We start from the raw sequence: 20405 nt of genomic DNA, 5'->3' as shown, positions 1-20405 counted from the left end.
CTCGAGGCGCCCTGACGGCGTCCCCGGATCGCCTCCATGGTGGCACCTCGTGCCGGAAGGAACCAGAGGGGGGCCCAGTGATCCCGGCCCACGTAAGCCCTTGGCAAAGAAATAAGATACGGGACCGTTCCGTATCGGAATGTTCCTAGCCTCGAACACATGACACGTCCCGTTCCCGCCGCCCGAATACCGGAGGCGGTCCACCGCCGCCGCTGGGCGATCCTCGGCGTCCTGATGCTGAGCCTGCTCATCGTGGTACTCGACAACTCGATCCTGAACGTGGCCATCAAGACGATCGCGACCCCTGCGCCGACCGGCCTCGGCGCCACCCAGAGCGAGATCGAGTGGGCGATCAACTCCTACACCCTCGTCTTCGCCGGTCTGCTGTTCACCGCCGGACTCGTCGGCGACCGGCTCGGGCGCAAGAAGGTGCTGCTCGCCGGCATCGCCGTGTTCGGCATCGGCTCGGCCCTCGCCGCCGAGTCCGGCTCGCCGGGCCAGCTGATCGCCTACCGGGCGCTGATGGCCCTCGGTGCGGCCTTCGTGATGCCCGCCACCCTCGCCGTCCTCATGAACGTCTTCGAGCGCGAGGAACAGCCCAAGGCCATCGGCATCTGGGCCGGCGGCGTCGGCCTCGCCATCGCCATCGGCCCGATCACCGGCGGCGCGCTCCTCGACCACTTCTGGTGGGGCTCGGTCTTCCTCGTCAACGTGCCCATCGTGATCGTCGCGCTGGCGCTGATGGCGTGGCTGGTGCCCGACTCCCGCGACCCCCGGCCCGGCCGCCTCGACCCCATCGGCGTCGTCCTGTCCGTCGTCGGCCTCGTGCTGCTGGTCTACGGCATCATCAAGGGCGGCGAACTGGCCGACTTCACCGACGCCAAGGTGCTGGCGACCAGCCTCGCCGGGGTCGTCGTGCTGGCCGGCTTCGTCGTCTTCGAGGCGCGCAGCGACCATCCGTCACTGGACGTCACCTACTTCCGGAACAAGGTCTTCTCGGCCGCCATGAGCGCCATCGCGCTGGTCTTCTTCGCGCTGATGGGCGTCACCTTCTTCGGCGTCTTCTACACCCAGAGCGTGCGCGGCTACTCGCCGCTGGAGTCCGGCCTGCTGATGCTGCCGCTCGCCCTCGCCCAGCTGGTCTTCGCGCCGCGCGCCCGGCTGCTGGTCGACCGGTTCGGCAACCGGGCGACCACCACCACCGGTCTCCTGCTGATCGCGGTGACCCTGGCCGCGTTCGCCGGCTTCGAGGCCGACACCCCGATCTGGCTGCTGGAGGCCGACTTCTTCCTCATGGGCACCGGCATGGCGCACATCATGACGCCGACCTCGGTGGTGATCATGCAGGCCCTGCCGCGCGAGAAGGCCGGCTCCGCCTCCGCGCTCAGCAACACCTTCCGCCAGGTCGGCGGCGCCCTCGGCATCGCCGTCCTCGGCTCGGTCCTCGCCACCTCCTACCGCGACCGCGTCGAGGGCAGTCTCGGCGTGCTGCCGCCCGGCCTGCGCGACACCGCCGCCGAGTCCATCGAGGCCACCCTGGGCGTCGCCGAGAAGCTCGGCCCGCGGGGCGAGGCCCTGGTCGGCCCCGCCCACGACGCGTTCCTGCACGCCATGCACGTCACCGCCCTGTGCGGTACGGGTGTCGCGCTCGCCGGCGCCGTGGTGACCGCCCTGTTCCTGCCGGGCAGACCGCCGGCCGGGCGGCGGGGCGAGCGGGAACCGGAACTGATCGAGGCCGCGGACTGAGGGCCGGCGGACACCGCTCACGGGGGAAGGAGGCGGCCGCGGGACAATCACCGCGGCACAGCGAGAGGACGGAACGACGTGAGCCTTGCCGGCAGCCGGCCGCGACCGGACACACCCGCGCGGGGCCGCCCGCGCAGCGAGGCGGTGGAACGCGCCATCCTGGAGGGAGTGATGCGGCTCCTGGAGGACGGCGTGCCCTTGGCCGAGCTGTCCATCGAGCGCATCGCCCGCACCGCCGGGGTCGGCAAGGCCGCCATCTACCGCCGGTGGAGCGGCAAGGAGGAACTCCTCGTCGACGTGGTCCGCGCGGCCGAGCCCCCCGAGCCCGAGCTGCCCGGCACCTCCATGCGCGACGACCTCCTCGCCCTGCTGGAGAACCTGCGGCAGCGGGCACTGGCCAGCCGCTCCTCGGCCCTGCTGCACAACGCGCACACCCAGATGAAGACCAGCCCCAGGATCTGGACCGCGTACCACGAGAACGTCATAGCGCCCCGGCGCCGGCAGGTCCTGGACGTGCTGCGCCGGGGCCAGCGCGACGGCGAACTGCGCGCGGACGTGGACGTGGAGCTGGCGAACGACCTGTTCGTCGGGCCGCTCCTGGTCCGCGCCGTGCTGCGCCCCGAAGCGGAACTGCCCGAGGGGCTGGCCGAGCAGATCGTCGACATGGTCCTGGCCGGCCTACGCCCCGTCAGTTCCACAGCCTCGTAGCACTCGTGTGAGCGTTTCGTCACAGATCCGCCCACGGTGGGGGCGACCGGAACTCGCGCCACCGGCCCGCTCGTCCTCGTCTTCCGTACGGCCCGTCATGGGACGGCGGGAACGGAGCCGATCATCCCCTAGTGTCGGGATGAACGGTGTGCACGGCAGGCAGTGAGGCAGACGGTATGGCGCAGCAGGCGTACATGACGGAGACGGCGGACGGCGGCTCGGGGCCCGAGCGACCGGGGTCCCGGCTCCGGCGCCTGGCGCGCGGCCTGTTCGCCGGCTGGCGGGGCGATCACCGCATCTGGCGCCGGGGCGCCGTCCTCGCCGCGCTCTCCCTGCTGCTCGCCCTGGTGATGCTGGTGCACGCGCACATCCCCAACGTGGTGGGCAATCTCGGCAGCCTCACCGAGACGTTCCTGCCCTGGCTGGGGCTGGCCGTCCCGGTGCTGCTGGTGCTCGGCGTGGTGCGCAGGTCCGCGACCGCGCTCATCGCCGTGCTGCTGCCGGCGATCGTCTGGCTGAACCTCTTCGGCGGACTGCTGACCGACCGGGAGGCGGGCGGCGGCGACCTCATGGTCGCCACCCACAACGTCAACGCCGACAACCCCGACCCGGCCGCGACCGCCCGCGACGTCGCCGCCTCGGGCGCCGACCTGCTGGCCCTGGAGGAGCTGCCCGCCTCCTCCGTCCCCGTCTACGAGAAGGCGCTCGCGCCGACCTACCGGCACCACGCGGTGGTCGGCACGGTCGGGCTGTGGAGCAAGTACCCGATGACCGGCGTCAAGGCGGTCGACATCAAGCTCGGCTGGAAGCGGGCGATGCGCGCCACGGTCACCACGCCCGAGGGCCCGGTCGCGGTCTACGTCGCGCACCTGCCCTCGGTCCGGGTGAAGCTGGAGGCCGGGTTCACCGCGCGGCAGCGGGACAAGAGCGCCGACGCGCTCGGCGAGGCGATCGCCGACGAGACCGTCGGGCGCGTCGTCCTGCTCGGCGATCTCAACGGCACGATGAACGACCGCGCGCTCAACGCGGTCACCTCCCAGCTGCGCTCCACGCAGGGCGCGGCGGGCAGCGGGTTCGGCTTCAGCTGGCCGGCGTCGTTCCCGATGGCCCGCATCGACCAGATCATGGTCAAGGGCGTGGAGCCGGAGAGCTCCTGGACGCTGCCCCGCACCGACAGCGACCATCTGCCGGTGGCGGCCCGTGTGAACCTGGACACACGCTCGTAACCTGCTGGAATACCGGACCTGGGAGCGTATGTTCCGCCGAGGAACATACTGCGGGTCTCCCACCCGCACGGCACTTCGCTCCGTCTCGAAAGGTCCCTTCATGCCCCTGGCCCTGCTCGCCCTCGCCGTGGGCGCCTTCGGCATCGGTACCACCGAGTTCGTGATGATGGGCCTGCTCCCCGACGTCGCGGACGACCTGCACATCTCGATCCCGGCCGCCGGGCACCTGGTCTCGGCGTACGCGCTCGGCGTCGTCATCGGCGCCCCGCTGCTCGCCGCCGTCACCGCGCGCATGTCCCGGCGCACGGTCCTGATGGGCCTGATGGGCCTGTTCGTCGTCGGCAACGCGCTCTCCGCGCTCGCGCCCGGCAACGGCTCCCTGCTGGCGGCCCGGTTCCTCAGCGGTCTGCCGCACGGCGCCTTCTTCGGCGTGGGCGCGGTCGTCGCCACGTCGATGGTCCCGCCGGAGCGCAAGGCCCGCTCGGTCTCCCTGATGTTCCTCGGCCTGACCGTCGCCAACATCGCCGGCGTCCCCGCCGCCACCCTCATGGGCCAGCACCTCGGCTGGCGGGCGACCTTCGTCGGCGTGAGCGCGATCGGCCTGGCCGCGATCGCCTCCCTGGCGCTGCTCATCCCCCGCGAGCGGGCCCACTCCGCCCCGCCCGCCGGCCTGCGCGGCGAACTGGCCGCCCTGCGGTCCCTGCCGGTCTGGCTGGCCCTCGGCACCACGGTGGCCGGCTTCGGCGCGCTCTTCTCGGCGTACAGCTACATCACGCCGATGCTGACGGACGCGGCCGGCTTCGCCGAGACGAACGTGACCCTGCTCCTGGCCCTCTTCGGGGTGGGCGCGACGGCCGGCAACCTGCTGGGCGGCCGTCTCGCGGACCACTCGCTGCGGGGCACCCTGTTCGGCGGCCTGGCGTCGCTGGCCGCCGTGCTCGCGCTGTTCCCGCTGCTGATGCGCGCCGAGTGGAGCGCGGCCCTCGGGGTGGCCCTGCTGGGCATGGCGGCCTTCGTCACCGGCTCCCCGCTCCAGCTGATGGTGATGGAGAAGGCCGCGGCGGCCCCCTCCCTCGCCTCCTCCGCCAACCAGGCGGCCTTCAACCTGGCCAACGCCGGCGGCGCCTGGATCGGCGGCCTGGCCCTGGCGGCCGGCTTCGGCACGACGTCCCCCGCCGTCACCGGCGCGGCGCTGGCCGTGATCGGCCTGGGCGTGGCGAGCGTGGCGTACGCGGTCGACCGCCGCCGGGAGACGCCGTCGGTGGGGCGGGTCGTCACCTCCCACGTGCCGGAGCCGTCGGGCGCGCTGCACCACTGACCGGGCGGCCGTCCGCCCGCCCGTCGCCCACCAGCTCGCACCAGACCGTCTTGCGGTCCGGCCCCACGTCGACCCCCCACCGCTCGGCGAGCGCGTCCACGAGGGCCAGCCCCCGGCCCGACTCCTCCCACCCGGCGGCGGACCGCAGGACGGGCGGCGAGTCGGGGGCGGGGTCGGTCACCTCGACGCGGACACGGCCGTGCTCCGCAGCCGTCCCGATCACCCGTACGGTCACCGGGGTGCCCTCGCCCAGGTGGTCGATGACGTTCGTGAGCAGCTCCGTCGCGCACAGCCGGACGTCGTGGCCGTGGTCGCGCAGGCGGTGGCGCAGCTCCGGCGCGGCCTTCGCTGTCGCGAGGAGCCGGAATTCCAGCGAGGTCAGCACCCGGCCGCCGCCTTCCGCAGCGCGGTGGCGAGGGCGTGTGCCGTGGCCGTGTTGCAGTTGCCGAGCGTGACGAGTCCGGCGGGCGGGTCGTAGGTACCCGCGAAGGTCGGCAGATCGACCCGGAGCGAGGGCAGCGTGATGCCGTGCAGGGCGAGGGCGGCGCGGAGTTCCTCCACGCAGCGGATGACGTCGTGGGCGGTGGGGGAGTCGTCGGGCATGTGGGGGTGCGGCCTTCTGTGTGATGTGTGACGAACACCTCACAGAGTGTCGCCCCGCTCGCTACCGTGAAAGCCGATTCGCGTCCGCGGCGCGAAGAGCGAAAACGGCACGGTGAGTTACGGCGGTGAGCAGGTGGCCAAGGGCAAGGACATCGACGGCTCGATGAGCGTCCCGACCTTCTACGGCAAGGAGTTGCGCTGGAAGCGGGAGGCGGCGGGCCTGTCACTGGAGGCGTTCCTCGAAGGCAGCTTCTACGGCAAGACCTACCTCAGCGACATCGAGCGCGGGGAGAGGAGGATGCCGCTCGACCTGGCCCGGCACGCGGACCGGGTACTGGGGACGGACGGGTTCTTCGAGCGGCGGTGCGAGGATGTGCGGAGGGCGAGGCGGGGGCCGCATGCCGCGTACTTCGAGAAGGTCCTCGAAGCGGAGCGGCACGCGGAGTCCATCGAGGAATGGAGCCCCGTCACGTTTCCCGGGCTGCTCCAGACGGCGCCCTATGCGCGTGCGCTGGTCCGGTCGGCCCACCCGGCGGCCTCCGGCGAGTGGGTCGAGGAGAAGGTGACGGCCCGACTCGCCCGCGCCCGCCTCTTCGAGGACGATCACGAGACTCCGGAGTACTGGGCGATCCTGCACGAGTCGCTGATCACCGAACCGTTCCTGGCGGTACAGGACATGACGGCGCAGCTCGACCACATCGCGGAGCTGGCGGACCGGCACCGGATCACTCCGCAGATCGTTCCGCGGAACAGCGGCGCGTATCCGCTCATGGCCGCGTCCATCATGGTCATGGACTTCCCGGACGCACCACCGCTGGTCTACACCGAGGCGTCCTACAGCGGTGACACCATCGACGATCCGGCCCTCGTGAAGCAGTACCGCAAGGCATACGATCGGCTCAGGGCCGTTGCGCTGTCACCAGACACGTCCCTCGCCATGATCAAGGCCGCGGCAGAGGATTACCGAAATGGCAAGCAAGGGGATCGACTTGAGTGAAGCACTCTGGGTCAAGAGCAGCCACAGCAACGGCGACGGCGGCAACTGCGTAGAAGTGGCCACCGACTTCCCCGGCGCCGCCCTCTGGCGCAAGTCCAGCTACAGCAACGGCGACGGCGGACACTGCGTAGAAGTCGCCGACAACATCCCCGGCGTAGTCCCCGTACGCGACTCCAAGGTCCCCGACGGCCCCGCGCTCCTCCTCACCCCCACCGCCTGGACCCCCTTCATCGCCTCCCTGAAGACACCGTGACCATCCAGGAACCGCCACCGTGCCCGAGTGGAGCTTCACCCTTCTGGTCAATCAGCCCCTGAACGCCGAGCAGGCCGATGCTTTCGACCACTGCGATGCCTTCGCCGACGGCTCGGTGTCCTACACACTGGGCCCCGAGAACCCCGCGGAGTACGCGCGCCTTCCGGACCCGGCCACGCTGCGGGAGCTGTCGTGCGATGTGGAAGCCCCGACACTCCTGGACGCCGTGGCACAGGTGGCGCGCGACGTCCGGCTCATCCCGGGCCTGCGGGCGGTCGGTGTGCGGTACGACGACACCGTGACGTTGGCCGAAGCCGCCCAGCGCTGCGGACGGGAACTGCTCGGGCCGATCGGAGGGCGGGGGAGGCCGGACGGGTTCCCGGAGCCGGAAAGCGCGGCCGGCGGTACGGAGTTCTACTCCTGGCGCGGTATCGCCGCCTGGCTGGCGCGCACTGGTCACGTCGTGCCCGAACAGCCCCGTGACCTCGTCATCGCGGACCGCGCCCTGCGTCTCGCCGACGCGCTCGACGGTGCCGATGTGCCGCCGGGCACGCTCCATTCCCTGGGGCTGCCGATCGCGTAGCGCGCGACGCGCAGGGGGTGTGAGGCCACCAGGACCCCACACCCCCTGCCACTCAGCGGAGCGTCACCGCCGGAACGACTGCACGTATCCGTTCGCCGGTGAGCCGACGCCCGTCACGTCGTCGTAGCCCTTGACCGCGGACAGCGAGCTGTCCTCGCCGAGGACGCGGGCCGAGGTGAGCAGACCGTCCGCCGCGTCGTAGCCGTTGGCGAAGTCGACGCGGGCGACCGCGAGGCCGGAGCCCGTCGGGTCGTCCGTGACGTCGTGGAAGACGCCCTTCTTCCCGTACTTGGCGTAGATCGCCGGGTTGGCGAAGCCGAGCGGCTTGCCGCCGCGCGCCTCCTGGGCCAGGGCCTGGACCGCCGCGATCACCGGGGCGGCCAGCGAGGTGCCGCCGATGCGGTACTCGCTGTACCGCTCGGAGCCGTCGGGGAAGGTCTGGGTCTGTCCGACGAGGAAGCCGGTGTTCGGGTCGGCGATGGCCGCGATGTCCGGCACGACGCGGTTGCCGGCGGCGTTGTTGGCCGTGGCCAGGGATTTCGGGACGATGCCCTTCTGGTAGTACGGCTGCGGAACCGTCCTGCTGGTGCCGCCGCCCGCGCCCGAGGTGAACGTGCCGGGGAAGTTCTCCCAGCTCTTGCCGTCGGCCGACAGCGAGGCCTTCCGGGTGCCCCAGCCGGTCTCCCACAGGTACTTCTCGTCCTTGCCGACGGCCAGCGAGGTGCCGCCGACCGCGGTCACCCACGCCGAGTTGGCCGGGGTGTCGACCTGCTTGGTGCCGGAGGCCGCGACCTGGTCGCCGTCGTCGCCGGAGGAGAAGTAGAAGCCGATGCCCTGCACCGCGCCCAGCTGGAAGACCTGGTCGTAGGCGGCGGCGAGGTCCGGCGTCTGGTTGGCCTCGATGTCGCCCCAGGAGTTGGAGACGATGTCGGCCAGGTGGTTGTCGACGATTCTGCCGAGCGAGTCCAGCAGGTCGTCGTCGTAGCAGGAGGCCGCGCCGACGTAGGTGATGTCGGCGGCCGGGGCCACCGCGTGCGCGGCCTCGACGTCGAGGGTCTCCTCGCCGTACCAGCCGGCCGCGCCGCACTCCTCGGTCTTGGTGTAGTTCTTCGGCAGCACCTGGTGCAGCTGGCCGCTCTTCCAGGCCGCGTCACCGTTCTTCCTCGCGTACGCGGCCGCGTCGAGGGCGATGGTCGGAGAGGCGTAGGCGTCCGTGATCGCGATGCGGACGCCCTTGCCGGTGTACGTGCCGGCGCCGTAGGCCGCGCGCAGCTGCCCGCCGTTGTAGCCCCTGACCGCGTACGGGATCTTCCCGCCGTACGCGTCGGGCAGCGTGGTGGCGGTGTTCGAGCCGTAGTACGAGGAGAACGGCCCGGAGTTCCGGAACACCGCGTCCGGCGGCGGCAGCTGGTCGTCGTGGTGCGCCTTGTGCGGGGCGTTGTCCAGACCGGTGACGGTCAGCACGGCGCCGTCGAGGGCGGCCGGGACGGAGGCCGTCCGCGCCGGCGCGCGGTAAGTCTTCGAGCCCTTGGCGAAGTTGTGCAGCTGGGTGCCGAACGCGCGCTCGGCGGCGGCCACGTCACCGGAGACGGCGACGTAGCGCGGGGTGACCGCGGTGACGGTCAGACCGGCCGACTTCAGCCAGGACCTGACGGCGGCGACCTGGGCCTTGGTGGCGCCGAAGCGGGCCTGCGCCTTCTTGGCGCTCAGGTACTCGCCGTACAGTGGCGAGCCGGGATCGGACACCGCCTTCGCGTAGGCGGCGAGGCCGGCCGCGTCCCGGCCGGCCAGGTAGACGCGGGCCTTGACCCGGGCGCTGTCCGAAGTCGCGCCCCTGTCCGCCTTGGCCGTGGCCCACAGCGGCTTGCTGCCCTTCAGTACGTCACGGGCGGGGCCGCCGGCGGCGTGTGCCGCGGGTATGCCCAGCGCCAGCGCGCCGACGATCATGGGCAGCGTCGCCGCCATGCTCACGCCGGCGCGCACGGTGGCACGGTTGGATCTCATAGAACCCCCTGCGATGCGGTTCGCATGCATGTAGTGGCTGGTGCGTCATGCGATGCGCGCGCCGGCCCGCGGCGGTTCGGCCGGCGAATGGATCACACGATGGGGGTCACTCTTGCGATGAACCGTTCATGCCAGGGGAACGCGGGGGTCAAGAGAAGCTCAAGGACCCGTCATCGAGGGCGATTCGGGCCCTTTGTCCTTACGGCGGTGTTACGGACGGGCTTGCGCGCCCCGCTCCTTGAGCATCCCGGCCATCAGCTCGATCTCCGACTGCTGCGCGTCGACCATGCCCTGGGCCAGCCGCTTCTCCACGCCGACGGAGCACTTGGCGACACAGCCCTCCGCCATGTGGATGCCGCCCTGGTGATGGGCCGTCATCAGCCGGAGGTAGAGGATCTCCGCCTGCTTGCCGTTCAGCGCCTGAAGCTTCCTCAGCTCGGTGTCGGTCGCCATGCCCGGCATCAGCGCGCCGTCCTTGCCCGGCGGCATGTCGCCCATGCCCATCCAGGTCATCGGCGCCTCGGCCGACACCTTCGGCAGTCCCCACAGGTCCAGCCAGCCCAGCATCATCCCGCGCTGGTTGGCCTGGGTCTGCGCGATGTCGTACGCGAGCCGCCGCACCTCCTCGTTCTTCGTGCGGTCCCGCACGATGTACGACATCTCGACGGCCTGCTGGTGATGGACCGACATGTCCCGCGCGAAACCGGCGTCGGCCGACTCCGCGCCCGGCGTCCGCGGGCCCGTCCCGCCGGAGTCCTGGGCGACCGCGTAGGTGATCGCGCCGGCCGCGACGAGCACCGCCGCCGCGGTCCCGGCGACCCAGCCGACGTGACGCCGGCTCACTTCATGACCCCGCCGGTGCACGAGGCACCCGGCTCGGGCGTCTGCTGCCCCTGCACATAGGTCTCGAAGAACTTGTCCACTTCCGGGTCCTGCGCGCTCCTCACCGCCACCTGGTGGCCCCAGGCCGACAGCAGCAGCGGGGCGTCCTGGTTCTCGTACGGGCTCATCAGCGAGTACGGCGTCTTCCGCACCTTCGCGGCGAGCGCGTCGACGTCCGCCTTCTGCGCCTTGCCGGTGTACGTCACCCAGACCGCGCCGTGCTCCAGCGAGTGCACGGCGTTCTCCTCCGGCACCGCCTTGGTGTAGACCTCGCCGTTGCAGTTCAGCCAGACCGGGTTGTGGTTGCCGCCGACCGGCGGGTGCATCGGGTACGACACCTTGGTCGTCACGTGCGTCCGGGCCAGCTTGCCGGACCAGGTCTTCACCCCGTCCTCGCCGGCGGTGAAGTGCCCGGAGTCGCCGGAGCCCTTGCCGTCACCGCTCGCGGTGGAGTCCTTGCCGTCCCCCCGCGCGTTCACGAGGACCACACCGCCGACGGCGAGCGCCGCGACGACCACCACGGCGCCGGCGACGACGAGGATCCGGTTGCGGCGCTCCCGGGCACGCTCGGCGCGCCGCATCTCGTCTATGCGCGCCTTGCGCGCCGCGGTGCTGCTGTTGTTGCCGGAACCCATGAGACGTGTCCTTCTGGAGAGGAACGAGCGTGGATGGTGGGGCGTGCCGATCGTAGTGCGGAAGGCGCCCGCCGCCGTAGACGGGGCACGGCGCCCGGATAATTTGAAGCGGCGATGCGTATTACCTACGCTCGTGTCATGCGGCTGCTGCGCTCCACCGACCTGGCCCTGCGCGTGCTGATGCGACTGGCGGTGACCGCCGACGCCACCCCCACGACCCGCCAGGTCGCCACCGACATGGACGTGCCCTACACGCACGCGGCGAAGGTCGTCGCCGAACTCCAGCACCTGGGCCTGGTCGACGCCCGCCGCGGCCGGGGCGGCGGTCTGGCGCTGACGGAGCGGGGCCGTACGGCGTCGGTCGGCGCGGTGGTCCGCACCTTCGAGGGCGACGGCGAGGTGGTCGACTGCGACGGCACCGCGAGCGCGACCGCCCCCTGCCCGCTGCGCTCCGGCTGCCGCCTGCGCGGCGCCCTGCGCGGGGCCCAGGAGGCCTTCTACGCCGCGCTGGACCCCCTCACCATCGACGAGCTGGTCACCGCCCCGACCGGCCCCCTGCTCCTCGGCATCGGCCGGGGCCCGGCGGCGCGGGACTGAGCCGGGCCCGGCACACGGCGGGGCCCCGCCCGGACGACCGGACGGGGCCCTGACGGCCGGTGCCTCACCGGCCCCGCGCCAGCCACAGGTCGGGGCCGAAGACCTCGTAGTGGATGTCGGCCGGGGCCACGCCCTTGCCGATCAGCTGGGCGCGGACCGCGCGCATGAAGGGCAGCGGGCCGCACAGGTACGCGCGCGTGCCGGGCCGTACGGCGATGTCCGCCAGGTCGACCAGGCCGGTGCGGTGGTCCGGTCCGGCGTCCCGCTCGTAGAAGAAGTGCACGGCGGCGCCGGGCAGCTTCCCGGCGTACGTCTCGTGGTCGGCGCGCAGGGCGTGCTCGGCGGGGGAGCGGTCGCCGTGCACGACGGTGACCGGGCCGCCGTGGCCGGTGGCGGCGAGGTCGGCCAGCATCGCGATCATCGGCGTGACACCGATGCCCGCCGAGGCGAGCAGCACCGGGGCGCCCGGGGCGGCGTCCAGGACGAGGTCGCCGAACGGCTCGGACAGCTCCAGCACGTCACCGGGACGTACGCGCGCGTGCAGGTGGTGGGAGACCTCGCCGTCGGGCGTGGTGCCGCCGTGCACGCGCTTCACGCTGAACTGGCGCACGTTCCCGCCCGGCGCGCCGGACAGGCTGTACTGGCGTATCTGCCGGGCTCCGTCGGGCAGGGTGACGCCGACGGAGACGTACTGCCCGGCGCGGAAGCCGGCCACCGGGGAGCCGTCCGCCGGCCGCACCCGGAAGGTGACGACGTCCGCGGTCTCCTCGACCCGCTCGACGACCTCCCACGCGCGCGGGCCGAGGCCGCCGCTCTCCTGGTACAGCCGCCGCTCGATCGCGACGAGCGCGTTCGCCATCAGCCAGTAGACCTCGTCCCAGGCGGCGGCGACCTCGGGCGTCACGGCCTCGCCGAGCACCTCGGCGATCGCGGCGAAGAGGTGCTCGTGGACGACCCGGTACTGCTCGGGGGTCACACCCAGGGAGGCGTGCTTGTGGGCGATCCGGCCGAGCATGGCGTCGGGGCGCTGCTCCGGGTGGTCCAGCAGGTGCGTGGCGAAGGCGGCGATGGAGCCGGCCAGGGCCTGCTTCTGGGTGCCGGCGGCCTGGTTGCCGCGGTTGAACAGGTTCCGCAGCAGTTCGGGGTGGGCGTCGAAGAGCCGGGCGTAGAAGCGCTCGGTGATCTCCCCGATGGCCGCGCCGACGGCGGGCAGGGTGGCACGGACGGTGGCTGCGGACTGCTCGGTCAGCATCAAGGCTCCTCGGGGAACTCGGCTGATCGTCACGGTAGGAAAATATGCATTGAGGATGCAAATTAAACGGGAGTGGTGTCGCTCACGGTCCGGGCGGACCGGCCATTACGGATACCGGTGCGAACGGGCAAGATGGGCGGGAGCGCAGTACACCCGCCGTGCGGGAGGCGTTCAGGACGCGGATGCTCGGGCGATCAAGGTCCGCAACGCGCGTGAAATGGTGTTGTGGTGGGATGCTCAGGTGCCCGACCGCCTCCCGCGGTGTGGGGGACAGGCGGCCTGACCAGCAAGGATGGGGAAGCGGAAGATGGACAAGCAGCAGGAGTTCGTGCTCCGGACGTTGGAGGAGCGTGACATCCGGTTCGTACGCCTGTGGTTCACGGACGTGCTGGGCTTCCTCAAGTCCGTCGCCGTGGCCCCCGCCGAGCTGGAACAGGCCTTCGACGAGGGCATCGGCTTCGACGGCTCCGCCATCGAGGGCTTCGCCCGCGTCTACGAGTCCGACATGATCGCCAAGCCGGACCCCGGCACCTTCCAGGTCCTGCCGTGGCGCGCGGAGACCCCCGGCACTGCCCGCATGTTCTGCGACATCCTCATGCCGGACGGCTCCCCGTCCTTCGCCGACCCGCGCTACGTCCTCAAGCGCACCCTCGCCCGCACCTCCGACCTGGGTTTCACCTTCTACACCCACCCGGAGATCGAGTTCTTCCTGCTGAAGGACCGCCCGCTCGACGGCTCCCGCCCCACCCCCGCCGACAACTCCGGCTACTTCGACCACACCCCGACCAACGTCGGCATGGACTTCCGCCGCCAGGCGATCACCATGCTGGAGTCGATGGGCATCTCGGTGGAGTTCTCCCACCACGAGGGCGCACCCGGGCAGCAGGAGATCGACCTGCGCTACGCCGACGCGCTCTCCACGGCCGACAACATCATGACCTTCCGCCTGGTCATGAAGCAGGTGGCGCTGGAACAGGGCGTCCAGGCGACGTTCATGCCGAAGCCCTTCTCCGAGCACCCCGGCTCCGGCATGCACACCCACCTCTCCCTCTTCGAGGGCGACCGCAACGCCTTCTACGAGTCCGGCGCGGAGTACCAGCTCTCCAAGGTCGGCCGCTCCTTCATCGCGGGCCTGCTCAAGCACGCCGCGGAGATCTCCGCCGTCACCAACCAGTGGGTGAACTCCTACAAGCGCATCTGGGGCGGCTCCGAGCGCACGGCCGGCGCCGGCGGCGAGGCCCCCTCGTACATCTGCTGGGGCCACAACAACCGCAGCGCCCTGGTTCGCGTCCCGATGTACAAGCCCGGCAAGACCGGCTCCGCGCGCGTGGAGGTCCGCTCCATCGACTCCGGCGCCAACCCGTACCTCACCTACGCCGTCCTCCTCGCCGCCGGCCTCAAGGGCATCGAGGAGGGCTACGAACTGCCCCCCGGCGCCGAGGACGACGTCTGGGCCCTCTCCAACGCCGAGCGCCGCGCGATGGGCATCGAACCCCTCCCGCAGAACCTCGGCGAGGCCCTGACCCTCATGGAGAACAGCGACCTGGTCGCCGACACCCTCGGCGAACACGTCTTCGACTTCTTCCTCCGCAACAAGCGCCAGGAGTGGGAGGAGTACCGCTCGGAGGTCACGGCCTTCGAACTGCGGAAGAACCTGCCGGTGCTGTAACCGAGGGCCGTCCGCCGCGGACGCCGGGGCCGGCGGTCGGCAACCGCCGGCCCCGGCGCGTGCCGCCGCTCCGCCAGGCCGTGGTTCCGGGCCGTTAACCTGCTGCTCCGTCGGTCTCGACCAGGACGGAGTCGGCTCCGTGTCCCTCGCGCCCCTGCCGGTCGTGTGCGCCGGGTACTTCATGGTCATCCTGGACGTCACGATCATCAACGTGGCCGTGCCCGTGGTGGGCCGGGACCTGGCGGCCTCGCTCACCGGCATCCAGTGGATCACCGACGGCTACACCCTGGTCCTCGCCGGGTTCCTGATGACGGGCGGCGCGCTGGGCGACCGGCTGGGCAACCGACGGGTCTTCTGCGCGGGTGTCACCGTGTTCACCCTCGCCTCTGCCGCGTGCGCCGCCGCGCCGGGCGCCGCCTTCCTCGTGGCGGCCCGGATGGCCGAAGGCTTCGGCGCGGCCCTGATCGTGCCGGGCTCGCTCGCCTTGCTCCAGGAGGCATATCCGGAGCCGGCGGCGCGCTCGCGCGCCTTCGGGCTGTGGGGGGCGATGGCGGGCATCGCCGCCTCCGCCGGGCCGCTGCTGGGCGGGCTGCTGGTGTCCACCCTGGGGTGGCGCTGGGTCTTCCTCGTCAATCTGCCGGTCGGCGCGGCCTGCCTGGCGCTGACACCGCGGTACGTCGCGCCCTCGCCCCGCCGTACCGACCGCGCCCTGGACCGGCCGGCGCAGGCCGCCGTGGTCGCGGCGGTCGCCCTGCTGACCGCCGCGCTGAACGAGGCCGGCCGGCGCGGCTGGTCCGACCCCGCCGTGCTCACCGGGCTCGCCCTCGCCCTCGCGGCCGGGGCCGCCTTCGTCCTGCGCGAGCGGTTCGCCCGGACGCCCGCGCTGCCGCCGCGGCTGCTGCGCTCCCGGGAGCTGGGCGGAGCCACCGCCGTGGGGCTGCTGTTCAACTTCGGCTTCTACGGCATGGTGTTCACCGCCAGCCTGTACTTCCAGCACGAGCGCGGCTACAGCGCCCTGCGCACCGGGCTTGCGCTGTTCCCGGCGGTCGCGGTGACCATGTTCGCCTCCGTGCTGTCCGGCCGGCTGTCCCGCCGCACCGGTCACCGTCCGCTGGTGGTCTCCGGCATGCTGCTGGGCGCCCTCGGCCTCGGCGGCTGGGCCGCGGCCGGAACCGACCCGGCCTACGCGCTGCTGGTGGCCCCGATGGCGGCCGCCGGCTTCGGCACGTCCTTCGCCCTGACCGGCTCGACCGCCACGGTGATGGGCGCCGTACCCCCGTCCTACGCGGGCGCGGCCTCCGCGCTGTTCAACACCGCCCGCCAGATCGGCAGCGCCACCGGCGTGGCCCTCGGCGGCAGCCTGCTGGCCGGCGGCACCGGCCCGCGCGCCGCCCTGGCCGTCGGCGCCGCCGCCTACCTGGCCGCCGCCGCCCTGGCCTGGCGGTGCGTGCCCGCCGGGACGACGGAGCCGGTCGCCCCCTAGCCGAGGTACGCGGGCGACACCGCGGCCGGGCTGATCCGATGTGGTCGTCCCGAGCCGTCCGCCGGCACCTGGTACAGATCGGCGCCGTAGTCCCCGGGCAGCGCGTACACGACCGTGCGCGCGTCCTCCCACACCGGCTGGTCGTCCACGCTCCGCGACTCGGCGAGCGGGGTCTCCCGCATCGTCCGCAGGTCGAGGACGTACAGGCGCCAGGGCGCGTCCTTCGGCAGTCCCTCGACCCGCTTCTTGTAGGCGACCCGGGTGCCGTCCGGCGACAGCGAGGGGCACTCGACGTCGGTGTGCAGGGTGGTGACCGTACGGGCCCGCAGGTCGCCCCGGACCAGGTAGGTGTGCCCCCGGGTCGCCAGCGTGGCGTAGAAGGCGCGGTCGTCCGCCGCGAACGTCACCCCCCAGAAGTTGACGTCCGCCGCCCGGTAGGGCCGTCCGTCCTTGACGATCCGGAAGTCCTCCAGCGACGGGATCAGCTTCCCGCTGCGGGTGTCCACCACGGCCGTGCGGGTGGAGAAGTCCGTCCCGGCGTACGAGTCGCCGCCCACGAACGCCGTCCAGGCGGCGAAGTGCCCGGTGGGGGAGACCCGCGCCCGCGACGGGATGCCCGGCACGTCGTAGCGGTCGAGAATCCGCAGGCGCGCGTCGAGGACCAGCGCGCGGTAGGTGTCCGAGACCGGCCCGTGGACGGCCTGGAGGCACACCCCGGTGCCCGAGGCGGCGTGGAACCGCAGGCACTTGAGGCCGGCGGCGGTGCGCGGCCCGTCCGGGTCGTCCGCCGGGACGGCCGTCAGCTCGTCCCGGTGCGGCCCCCACGCCATGTTCCGGAACACCAGCCGCCCCGGCCCGGTCAGCGTCACCGTGCCGGAGGCGACCGGCGGCCCGCCCGCCTGGGTGCGGTCCCGGCGCTCCGCCCGCGCGGAGGCGTGCAGCACGGACGCCAGCCCGACCGCCGCCAGCACGGCGACGGCCGCGGCCAGGATCAGGACGCGGTTGCGTACGGTCATGCGGTCACCGTCCCCTTCGGGCGCAGGGTGAGGGAGGACGCGGCGCACACGGCCAGCGCGACCGCCGCCGCGGCCAGCGCCGCCCGGTCGCCCCACACCGTCCAGGCCGCGCCGAACAGCAGCGAGCAGGCGAACCGGGTCAGCGCCTGCCCGGTCTGTACGACGGCCAGCCCCGACGAGCGCAGCGCCTCCGGCACGCTGTCCGAGGCCGTCGCCATCAGCACCCCGTCGGTGGCCGCGTAGAAGGCGCCGTGCAGGGCGAGCACCAGGTACGGCAGCCCCGATCCGCGCCAGGAGGTGAGCAGCAGCGCGTACACCACGAGCAGGGCGCCGTGCCCGCCCAGGAACACCGCCCAGCGGCCCACCCGGTCCGCGAGCCGGCCGAACACCACCGCCAGCAGCAGGAACGCGGCGGCCGTGCCCAGGGGCAGCAGCGCGAACCAGCGGTCGGGGACCCCGAGGCGGCGCTGGAGCAGCAGGTAGACGAAGGAGTCGCTGACCGTGGCGAGGCCCAGCAGCAGCGCGCAGACGGTGATCCGGCGCAGCTCGCGGCGGCGCAGCAGGGCGAGGGCCGCCCGCAGCGTCGGCCGTTCGGCCGGGACCGCCCCGCCCCGCCCGCCCGGCACGAAGAGGACCAGCACCAGCAGGCCGAGCACGGCGACGCAGAAGCTGACGGTGAACACCGCGTCGTAGCCGTCCACGGTGGCCCGCAGGATCCAGAACGCCACCAGCGGCCCGAGCAGCGCCCCGGCCGTGTCCATCGCCCGGTGCACCCCGAAGGCCCGTCCGCGCGTCTCGGGCGTGCTGGACAGCGAGATCAGCGCGTCCCTCGGCGCCGTCCACAGTCCCTTCCCGGTCCGGTCGGCGGCGAGCACGACCCCGATCGGCGTCAGCGCGTGGGCCACCAGCAGCAGTGGCTTGCACACGGCCGAGATGCCGTACCCGAGCCCGGCGACCCACTTGTGCCGCCCGCCGCCCCGGTCGGCGAAGTGCCCGCCCACGAGGCGGACGAGGGCCGAGAAACCGTTGTAGACGCCGTCCAGCAGTCCGAAGCCCAGCGGGGAGAGGCCGAGCCCGGTCACCAGGTACAGCGGCAGCACCGCCGTCACCATCTCCGACGAGACGTCGGTGACCAGGCTGACCGTCCCCAGCGCGAGCACGGTCGGCGCGAGCGCCGCACGGCGCCGCCCGGCGGAAGGCCGGACGGCACCATGAGCGGACGTACTGGCACGGCTGTCCGCTACGTACACGTCAGGACGCCCAGATGCCGGTGATGTCCTTGGCGGAGGCCGCGTTGCCCGCGTGCGTGCCCAGCCCCTGCGTGTCCTCCAGGGTGCGCAGCAGGTCGTAGTGGTTGTACGTGGTCGCCGAGCTGGACCCGGCGGTGACGGGCTGGCCGTAGAACACGGTCGGGATGCGGTTGCCGCTGAGCCGGTTGTCCTCGTCGAAGGTGACGACGAGCAGGCTGTTGTGGGTCTTGGCCCAGGTCGCGTAAGCGCCCAGGTTGTTCTTCAGCCAGGTGTCACCGCTGGACACCGAGCAGTCGTGCATGTCGCTGCACAGGTTCGGCACCACGAACGACAGCTGCGGCAGCGTCGAGTAGTCGGACGGGAACTGCGCGAACGTCTTGGCGCTCGACGTCGGCACGTTGCCGAACCCGAACCAGGGGTTGTGCTTGCGCGCGTAGGTGCCGCTGCTGCACGTCGTGGAGCCCTGGCTGGGCAGGGTCTCGTTGTAGCTGGCCCAGCTGCGGCCGGCGGCGATCTGCTCGGAGGCGAGGTTGGGCGCCGACGAGAAGCCCGGGGTGTAGCAGCTGTCGTCGGTGATGCCCTGCGTCGAACCGGAGAACAGCGCGAAGTAGTTGGGCTGGCTCGGATGGGTCTCGGCGTAGGACTGGGTCAGGTTGGCACCCCCCGACTTCAGCGAGTTGATGTACGGCGCGCTGGAGGAGCCGATGACCTGGCTGTAGGCATGGTTCTCGAAGACCACGACGACGACGTGGTCCGGGCTGGGGACGGCGCCCGCGGCGTGCGCGGAGCCCTCGCCGAGCCCGGTCCACAGCCCGACCGCGGCCGCGGCGAGGGCCGCCGCGGACGCCACGACGGCACGGGCACGGCGGTACACGGAACTGCCGGACACATCAACCTCCGGATGTGGATGGACGGCTGGCGGTGCGGACAGAGCATGCACACGCCAACATTCCCGCAGCCCACCAAGCCCAACCCCACGGGTGAAGACCGGGTGAACGCCGGGTACCGGGGCCCCATGGCGGACATCCTCATCGGCACCTGCGGCTGGACCGACCCGGCACTCCTCAGGAGCGGCTGGTACCCGCCCGGCCACCGGGACCCCGAGAAACGGCTGCGCCATTACGCCACGCGCTTCCCCGTGGTGGAAGCCGACTCCCCGTACTACGCCCTGCCCAGCCACCGCACCACCACCCTCTGGGCCGAACGCACGCCCCCCGGCTTCCGCTTCGACGTCAAGGCGTTCTCCCTCCTCACCGGCCACCCCACCCGCTCCGCGGCGCTCCCCGCGGACCTGCGCGACGCGCGCCGCGACGACGCCCTGCGCACCGAGGTCTGGACCCGCTACGCCGAAGCCCTGGCCCCCCTCCACGACTCCGGCCGTCTGGGCACCCTCCTCTTCCAGTACCCACCCTCCCTCACCCCCGGCCCGGAGGCCGAGCACTTCGTCCGCACCGCCCGGGAACGCGCCCGGGGCTGGCCGTTCGCCGTGGAGTTCCGCGACCCCGCCTGGTGGCACCCCGCCCGGGCCCCCCGCACCACCGCCTTCCTCAAGGACCTGGACGCCACGGCGGTGGCCGTCGACACGGTCCAGGACCCGCCGACCGCCCCGCCCACCACGGACCTCGCACTGGTCCGCTTCCACGGCCGCAGCCCCCACTGGGGCACCGGCACCAAGGAGGACCGCTTCCGCCACACCTACACCGAGCCGGAACTCACGGCCTGGCTGCCCCGAGTCCGCGCCCTGGCGGCGACCACGGCCGAGATCCACCTCCTCTTCAACAACTGCTGCGGCGACGCGGCCCCCAGGGCGGCGGAAACGATGCGCACCCTGCTGAACGAACCCGCCCGAAACCCCGACCGGCCGTAACAGGAGACGGACACCCCCGCACCCGGCGGCACCCGGGAACGACCCCCACGCCCTCCGACGGGAACCGGCGACGTCCCGCACTCGCGTACGGCGGGAAGGGGACGTGCCGGGCGGTGTCCGCCCGCAGCGGCCGGCGACAACTCCGGCAACGCACCGGAAACAGGGCGCCGGCCCGAGGACGGACACCGCCCGGCGCGGCACCGCCCCACGACCCGCCCAAGGCGCGACAGCGACCACGACGCCCCCGCACAGGCGCCGCAGGCATACCCACCACGCCCCCGCGCCACGCCCCCGCAGCCACCCCCTCCCGCACCCC

General features: G+C 72.5%; 20 protein-coding genes. 11 read left to right on the top strand and 9 right to left on the bottom strand.

The window, feature by feature from the left end; translation table 11 throughout:
• The first annotated feature begins 159 nt into the window (after nucleotides 1-159).
• The 4 genes from IF37_RS0124155 (at nucleotide 160) to IF37_RS0124140 (ending at nucleotide 4998) form a co-directional block, all read left to right on the top strand.
• Nucleotides 160-1746, top strand: coding sequence for an MFS transporter (locus IF37_RS0124155; protein ID WP_030746188.1), 1587 nt, complete (start codon nucleotides 160-162; stop codon nucleotides 1744-1746).
• A gap of 78 nt (nucleotides 1747-1824) precedes the next feature.
• A complete protein-coding gene (locus IF37_RS0124150; protein ID WP_030746185.1) occupies nucleotides 1825-2454 on the top strand; it encodes a TetR/AcrR family transcriptional regulator in 630 nt (209 codons plus the stop codon).
• A 176-nt stretch (nucleotides 2455-2630) separates the two neighbouring features.
• Nucleotides 2631-3680, top strand: a complete 1050-nt coding sequence (locus IF37_RS0124145; RefSeq protein WP_030746182.1) for an endonuclease/exonuclease/phosphatase family protein — start codon at nucleotides 2631-2633, stop codon at nucleotides 3678-3680.
• Between the two features lie 100 nt (nucleotides 3681-3780).
• On the top strand, nucleotides 3781-4998 hold the full coding sequence (locus tag IF37_RS0124140; protein WP_030746179.1) for an MFS transporter: 1218 nt from the start codon (nucleotides 3781-3783) through the stop codon (nucleotides 4996-4998).
• Here the strand turns inward: IF37_RS0124140 and IF37_RS0124135 are convergent.
• Both IF37_RS0124135 and IF37_RS0124130 read right to left on the bottom strand, forming a co-directional pair.
• The gene (locus IF37_RS0124135) at nucleotides 4955-5383 is read right to left on the bottom strand and encodes an ATP-binding protein (RefSeq protein WP_037856955.1); all 429 of its coding nucleotides are present in this window, start codon (nucleotides 5381-5383) and stop codon (nucleotides 4955-4957) included. The two genes, IF37_RS0124140 and IF37_RS0124135, sit on opposite strands and share 44 nt — an antisense overlap.
• The gene (locus tag IF37_RS0124130) at nucleotides 5377-5601 is read right to left on the bottom strand and encodes a hypothetical protein (protein ID WP_030746175.1); all 225 of its coding nucleotides are present in this window, start codon (nucleotides 5599-5601) and stop codon (nucleotides 5377-5379) included. The genes IF37_RS0124135 and IF37_RS0124130 overlap by 7 nt, the downstream gene beginning before the upstream one ends.
• A 163-nt stretch (nucleotides 5602-5764) precedes the next feature.
• On the opposite strand from IF37_RS0124130, the gene IF37_RS0124125 reads away from it, so the two are divergent.
• From IF37_RS0124125 to IF37_RS0124115, 3 genes are read left to right on the top strand one after another with little or no spacing between them, the layout of a single operon-like run.
• The gene (locus IF37_RS0124125) at nucleotides 5765-6598 is read left to right on the top strand and encodes a helix-turn-helix transcriptional regulator (RefSeq protein ID WP_037856958.1); all 834 of its coding nucleotides are present in this window, start codon (nucleotides 5765-5767) and stop codon (nucleotides 6596-6598) included.
• Entirely contained in the window at nucleotides 6570-6851 is a 282-nt protein-coding gene (locus IF37_RS0124120; protein ID WP_030746171.1) for a DUF397 domain-containing protein, read from the top strand. Before IF37_RS0124125 ends, IF37_RS0124120 begins: the two co-directional genes overlap by 29 nt.
• Nucleotides 6852-6870: 19 nt before the next feature.
• Complete coding sequence (locus IF37_RS0124115; RefSeq protein WP_030746167.1) at nucleotides 6871-7434, top strand: hypothetical protein; 564 nt, start codon at nucleotides 6871-6873, stop codon at nucleotides 7432-7434.
• Between the two features lie 63 nt (nucleotides 7435-7497).
• Here IF37_RS0124115 and IF37_RS0124110 read toward each other — a convergent pair whose 3' ends face one another.
• The 3 genes from IF37_RS0124110 to IF37_RS0124100 form a co-directional block, all read right to left on the bottom strand.
• Nucleotides 7498-9438, bottom strand: coding sequence for a protease pro-enzyme activation domain-containing protein (locus IF37_RS0124110; protein ID WP_030746165.1), 1941 nt, complete (start codon nucleotides 9436-9438; stop codon nucleotides 7498-7500).
• Nucleotides 9439-9648: 210 nt separating this feature from the next.
• A complete protein-coding gene (locus tag IF37_RS0124105) occupies nucleotides 9649-10281 on the bottom strand; it encodes a DUF305 domain-containing protein (protein ID WP_030746162.1) in 633 nt (210 codons plus the stop codon).
• Nucleotides 10278-10955 carry a DUF3105 domain-containing protein gene (locus IF37_RS0124100; protein ID WP_030746159.1) on the bottom strand — a complete coding sequence of 226 codons (678 nt, stop codon included), beginning with the start codon at nucleotides 10953-10955 and terminating at the stop codon, nucleotides 10278-10280. Before IF37_RS0124100 ends, IF37_RS0124105 begins: the two co-directional genes overlap by 4 nt.
• Nucleotides 10956-11093: 138 nt before the next feature.
• On the opposite strand from IF37_RS0124100, the gene IF37_RS0124095 reads away from it, so the two are divergent.
• Entirely contained in the window at nucleotides 11094-11552 is a 459-nt protein-coding gene (locus tag IF37_RS0124095) for an Rrf2 family transcriptional regulator (protein ID WP_030746156.1), read from the top strand.
• Between the two features lie 64 nt (nucleotides 11553-11616).
• Here IF37_RS0124095 and IF37_RS0124090 read toward each other — a convergent pair whose 3' ends face one another.
• The gene (locus IF37_RS0124090) at nucleotides 11617-12804 is read right to left on the bottom strand and encodes a globin domain-containing protein (RefSeq protein ID WP_030746154.1); all 1188 of its coding nucleotides are present in this window, start codon (nucleotides 12802-12804) and stop codon (nucleotides 11617-11619) included.
• A 307-nt stretch (nucleotides 12805-13111) separates the two neighbouring features.
• Here IF37_RS0124090 and glnA point away from each other — a divergent pair, with 307 nt between their 5' ends.
• On the top strand, nucleotides 13112-14473 hold the full coding sequence (glnA, locus tag IF37_RS0124085; RefSeq protein ID WP_030746152.1) for a type I glutamate--ammonia ligase: 1362 nt from the start codon (nucleotides 13112-13114) through the stop codon (nucleotides 14471-14473).
• 139 nt (nucleotides 14474-14612) lie between these two features.
• Nucleotides 14613-15956 carry an MFS transporter gene (locus tag IF37_RS0124080; protein ID WP_030746150.1) on the top strand — a complete coding sequence of 448 codons (1344 nt, stop codon included), beginning with the start codon at nucleotides 14613-14615 and terminating at the stop codon, nucleotides 15954-15956.
• Here IF37_RS0124080 and IF37_RS0124075 read toward each other — a convergent pair.
• The 3 genes from IF37_RS0124075 to IF37_RS0124065 are packed head-to-tail and all read right to left on the bottom strand — an operon-like array spanning nucleotide 15953 to nucleotide 19111.
• Nucleotides 15953-16972, bottom strand: a complete 1020-nt coding sequence (locus IF37_RS0124075; protein WP_030746147.1) for a hypothetical protein — start codon at nucleotides 16970-16972, stop codon at nucleotides 15953-15955. The genes IF37_RS0124080 and IF37_RS0124075 overlap by 4 nt on opposite strands.
• Nucleotides 16969-18222, bottom strand: a complete 1254-nt coding sequence (locus IF37_RS0124070; protein ID WP_030746144.1) for an MFS transporter — start codon at nucleotides 18220-18222, stop codon at nucleotides 16969-16971. The genes IF37_RS0124075 and IF37_RS0124070 overlap by 4 nt, the downstream gene beginning before the upstream one ends.
• Before the next feature lies 1 nt (nucleotide 18223).
• Complete coding sequence (locus IF37_RS0124065) at nucleotides 18224-19111, bottom strand: alkaline phosphatase family protein (RefSeq protein ID WP_030746141.1); 888 nt, start codon at nucleotides 19109-19111, stop codon at nucleotides 18224-18226.
• A gap of 126 nt (nucleotides 19112-19237) precedes the next feature.
• Between IF37_RS0124065 and IF37_RS0124060 the strand changes: the two genes are divergently transcribed.
• Nucleotides 19238-20089, top strand: a complete 852-nt coding sequence (locus tag IF37_RS0124060; RefSeq protein WP_030746138.1) for a DUF72 domain-containing protein — start codon at nucleotides 19238-19240, stop codon at nucleotides 20087-20089.
• The last annotated feature ends 316 nt before the right edge of the window (nucleotides 20090-20405 follow it).

The sequence above is a fragment of the Streptomyces sp. NRRL S-31 genome (assembly GCF_000718775.1).
Lineage (GTDB): Bacteria > Actinomycetota > Actinomycetes > Streptomycetales > Streptomycetaceae > Streptomyces.
The sequence above is the reverse complement of the archived record's forward strand: the minus strand, read 5'-3'. Positions and strand labels throughout refer to the sequence as shown.

What these genes read in the sequence shown, in the direction of transcription:
- IF37_RS0124090 (WP_030746154.1), bottom strand. Translation starts at nt 12,804, where the DNA reads ATGCTGACCGAGCAGTCCGCAGCCACCGTCCGTGCCACCCTGCCCGCC.
- glnA (WP_030746152.1), top strand. Translation starts at nt 13,112, where the DNA reads ATGGACAAGCAGCAGGAGTTCGTGCTCCGGACGTTGGAGGAGCGTGAC.
- IF37_RS0124060 (WP_030746138.1), top strand. Translation starts at nt 19,238, where the DNA reads ATGGCGGACATCCTCATCGGCACCTGCGGCTGGACCGACCCGGCACTC.
- IF37_RS0124130 (WP_030746175.1), bottom strand. Translation starts at nt 5,601, where the DNA reads ATGCCCGACGACTCCCCCACCGCCCACGACGTCATCCGCTGCGTGGAG.
- IF37_RS0124100 (WP_030746159.1), bottom strand. Translation starts at nt 10,955, where the DNA reads ATGGGTTCCGGCAACAACAGCAGCACCGCGGCGCGCAAGGCGCGCATA.
- IF37_RS0124095 (WP_030746156.1), top strand. Translation starts at nt 11,094, where the DNA reads ATGCGGCTGCTGCGCTCCACCGACCTGGCCCTGCGCGTGCTGATGCGA.
- IF37_RS0124110 (WP_030746165.1), bottom strand. Translation starts at nt 9,438, where the DNA reads ATGAGATCCAACCGTGCCACCGTGCGCGCCGGCGTGAGCATGGCGGCG.
- IF37_RS0124075 (WP_030746147.1), bottom strand. Translation starts at nt 16,972, where the DNA reads ATGACCGTACGCAACCGCGTCCTGATCCTGGCCGCGGCCGTCGCCGTG.
- IF37_RS0124140 (WP_030746179.1), top strand. Translation starts at nt 3,781, where the DNA reads ATGCCCCTGGCCCTGCTCGCCCTCGCCGTGGGCGCCTTCGGCATCGGT.
- IF37_RS0124145 (WP_030746182.1), top strand. Translation starts at nt 2,631, where the DNA reads ATGGCGCAGCAGGCGTACATGACGGAGACGGCGGACGGCGGCTCGGGG.
- IF37_RS0124155 (WP_030746188.1), top strand. Translation starts at nt 160, where the DNA reads ATGACACGTCCCGTTCCCGCCGCCCGAATACCGGAGGCGGTCCACCGC.
- IF37_RS0124125 (WP_037856958.1), top strand. Translation starts at nt 5,765, where the DNA reads ATGAGCGTCCCGACCTTCTACGGCAAGGAGTTGCGCTGGAAGCGGGAG.
- IF37_RS0124120 (WP_030746171.1), top strand. Translation starts at nt 6,570, where the DNA reads ATGGCAAGCAAGGGGATCGACTTGAGTGAAGCACTCTGGGTCAAGAGC.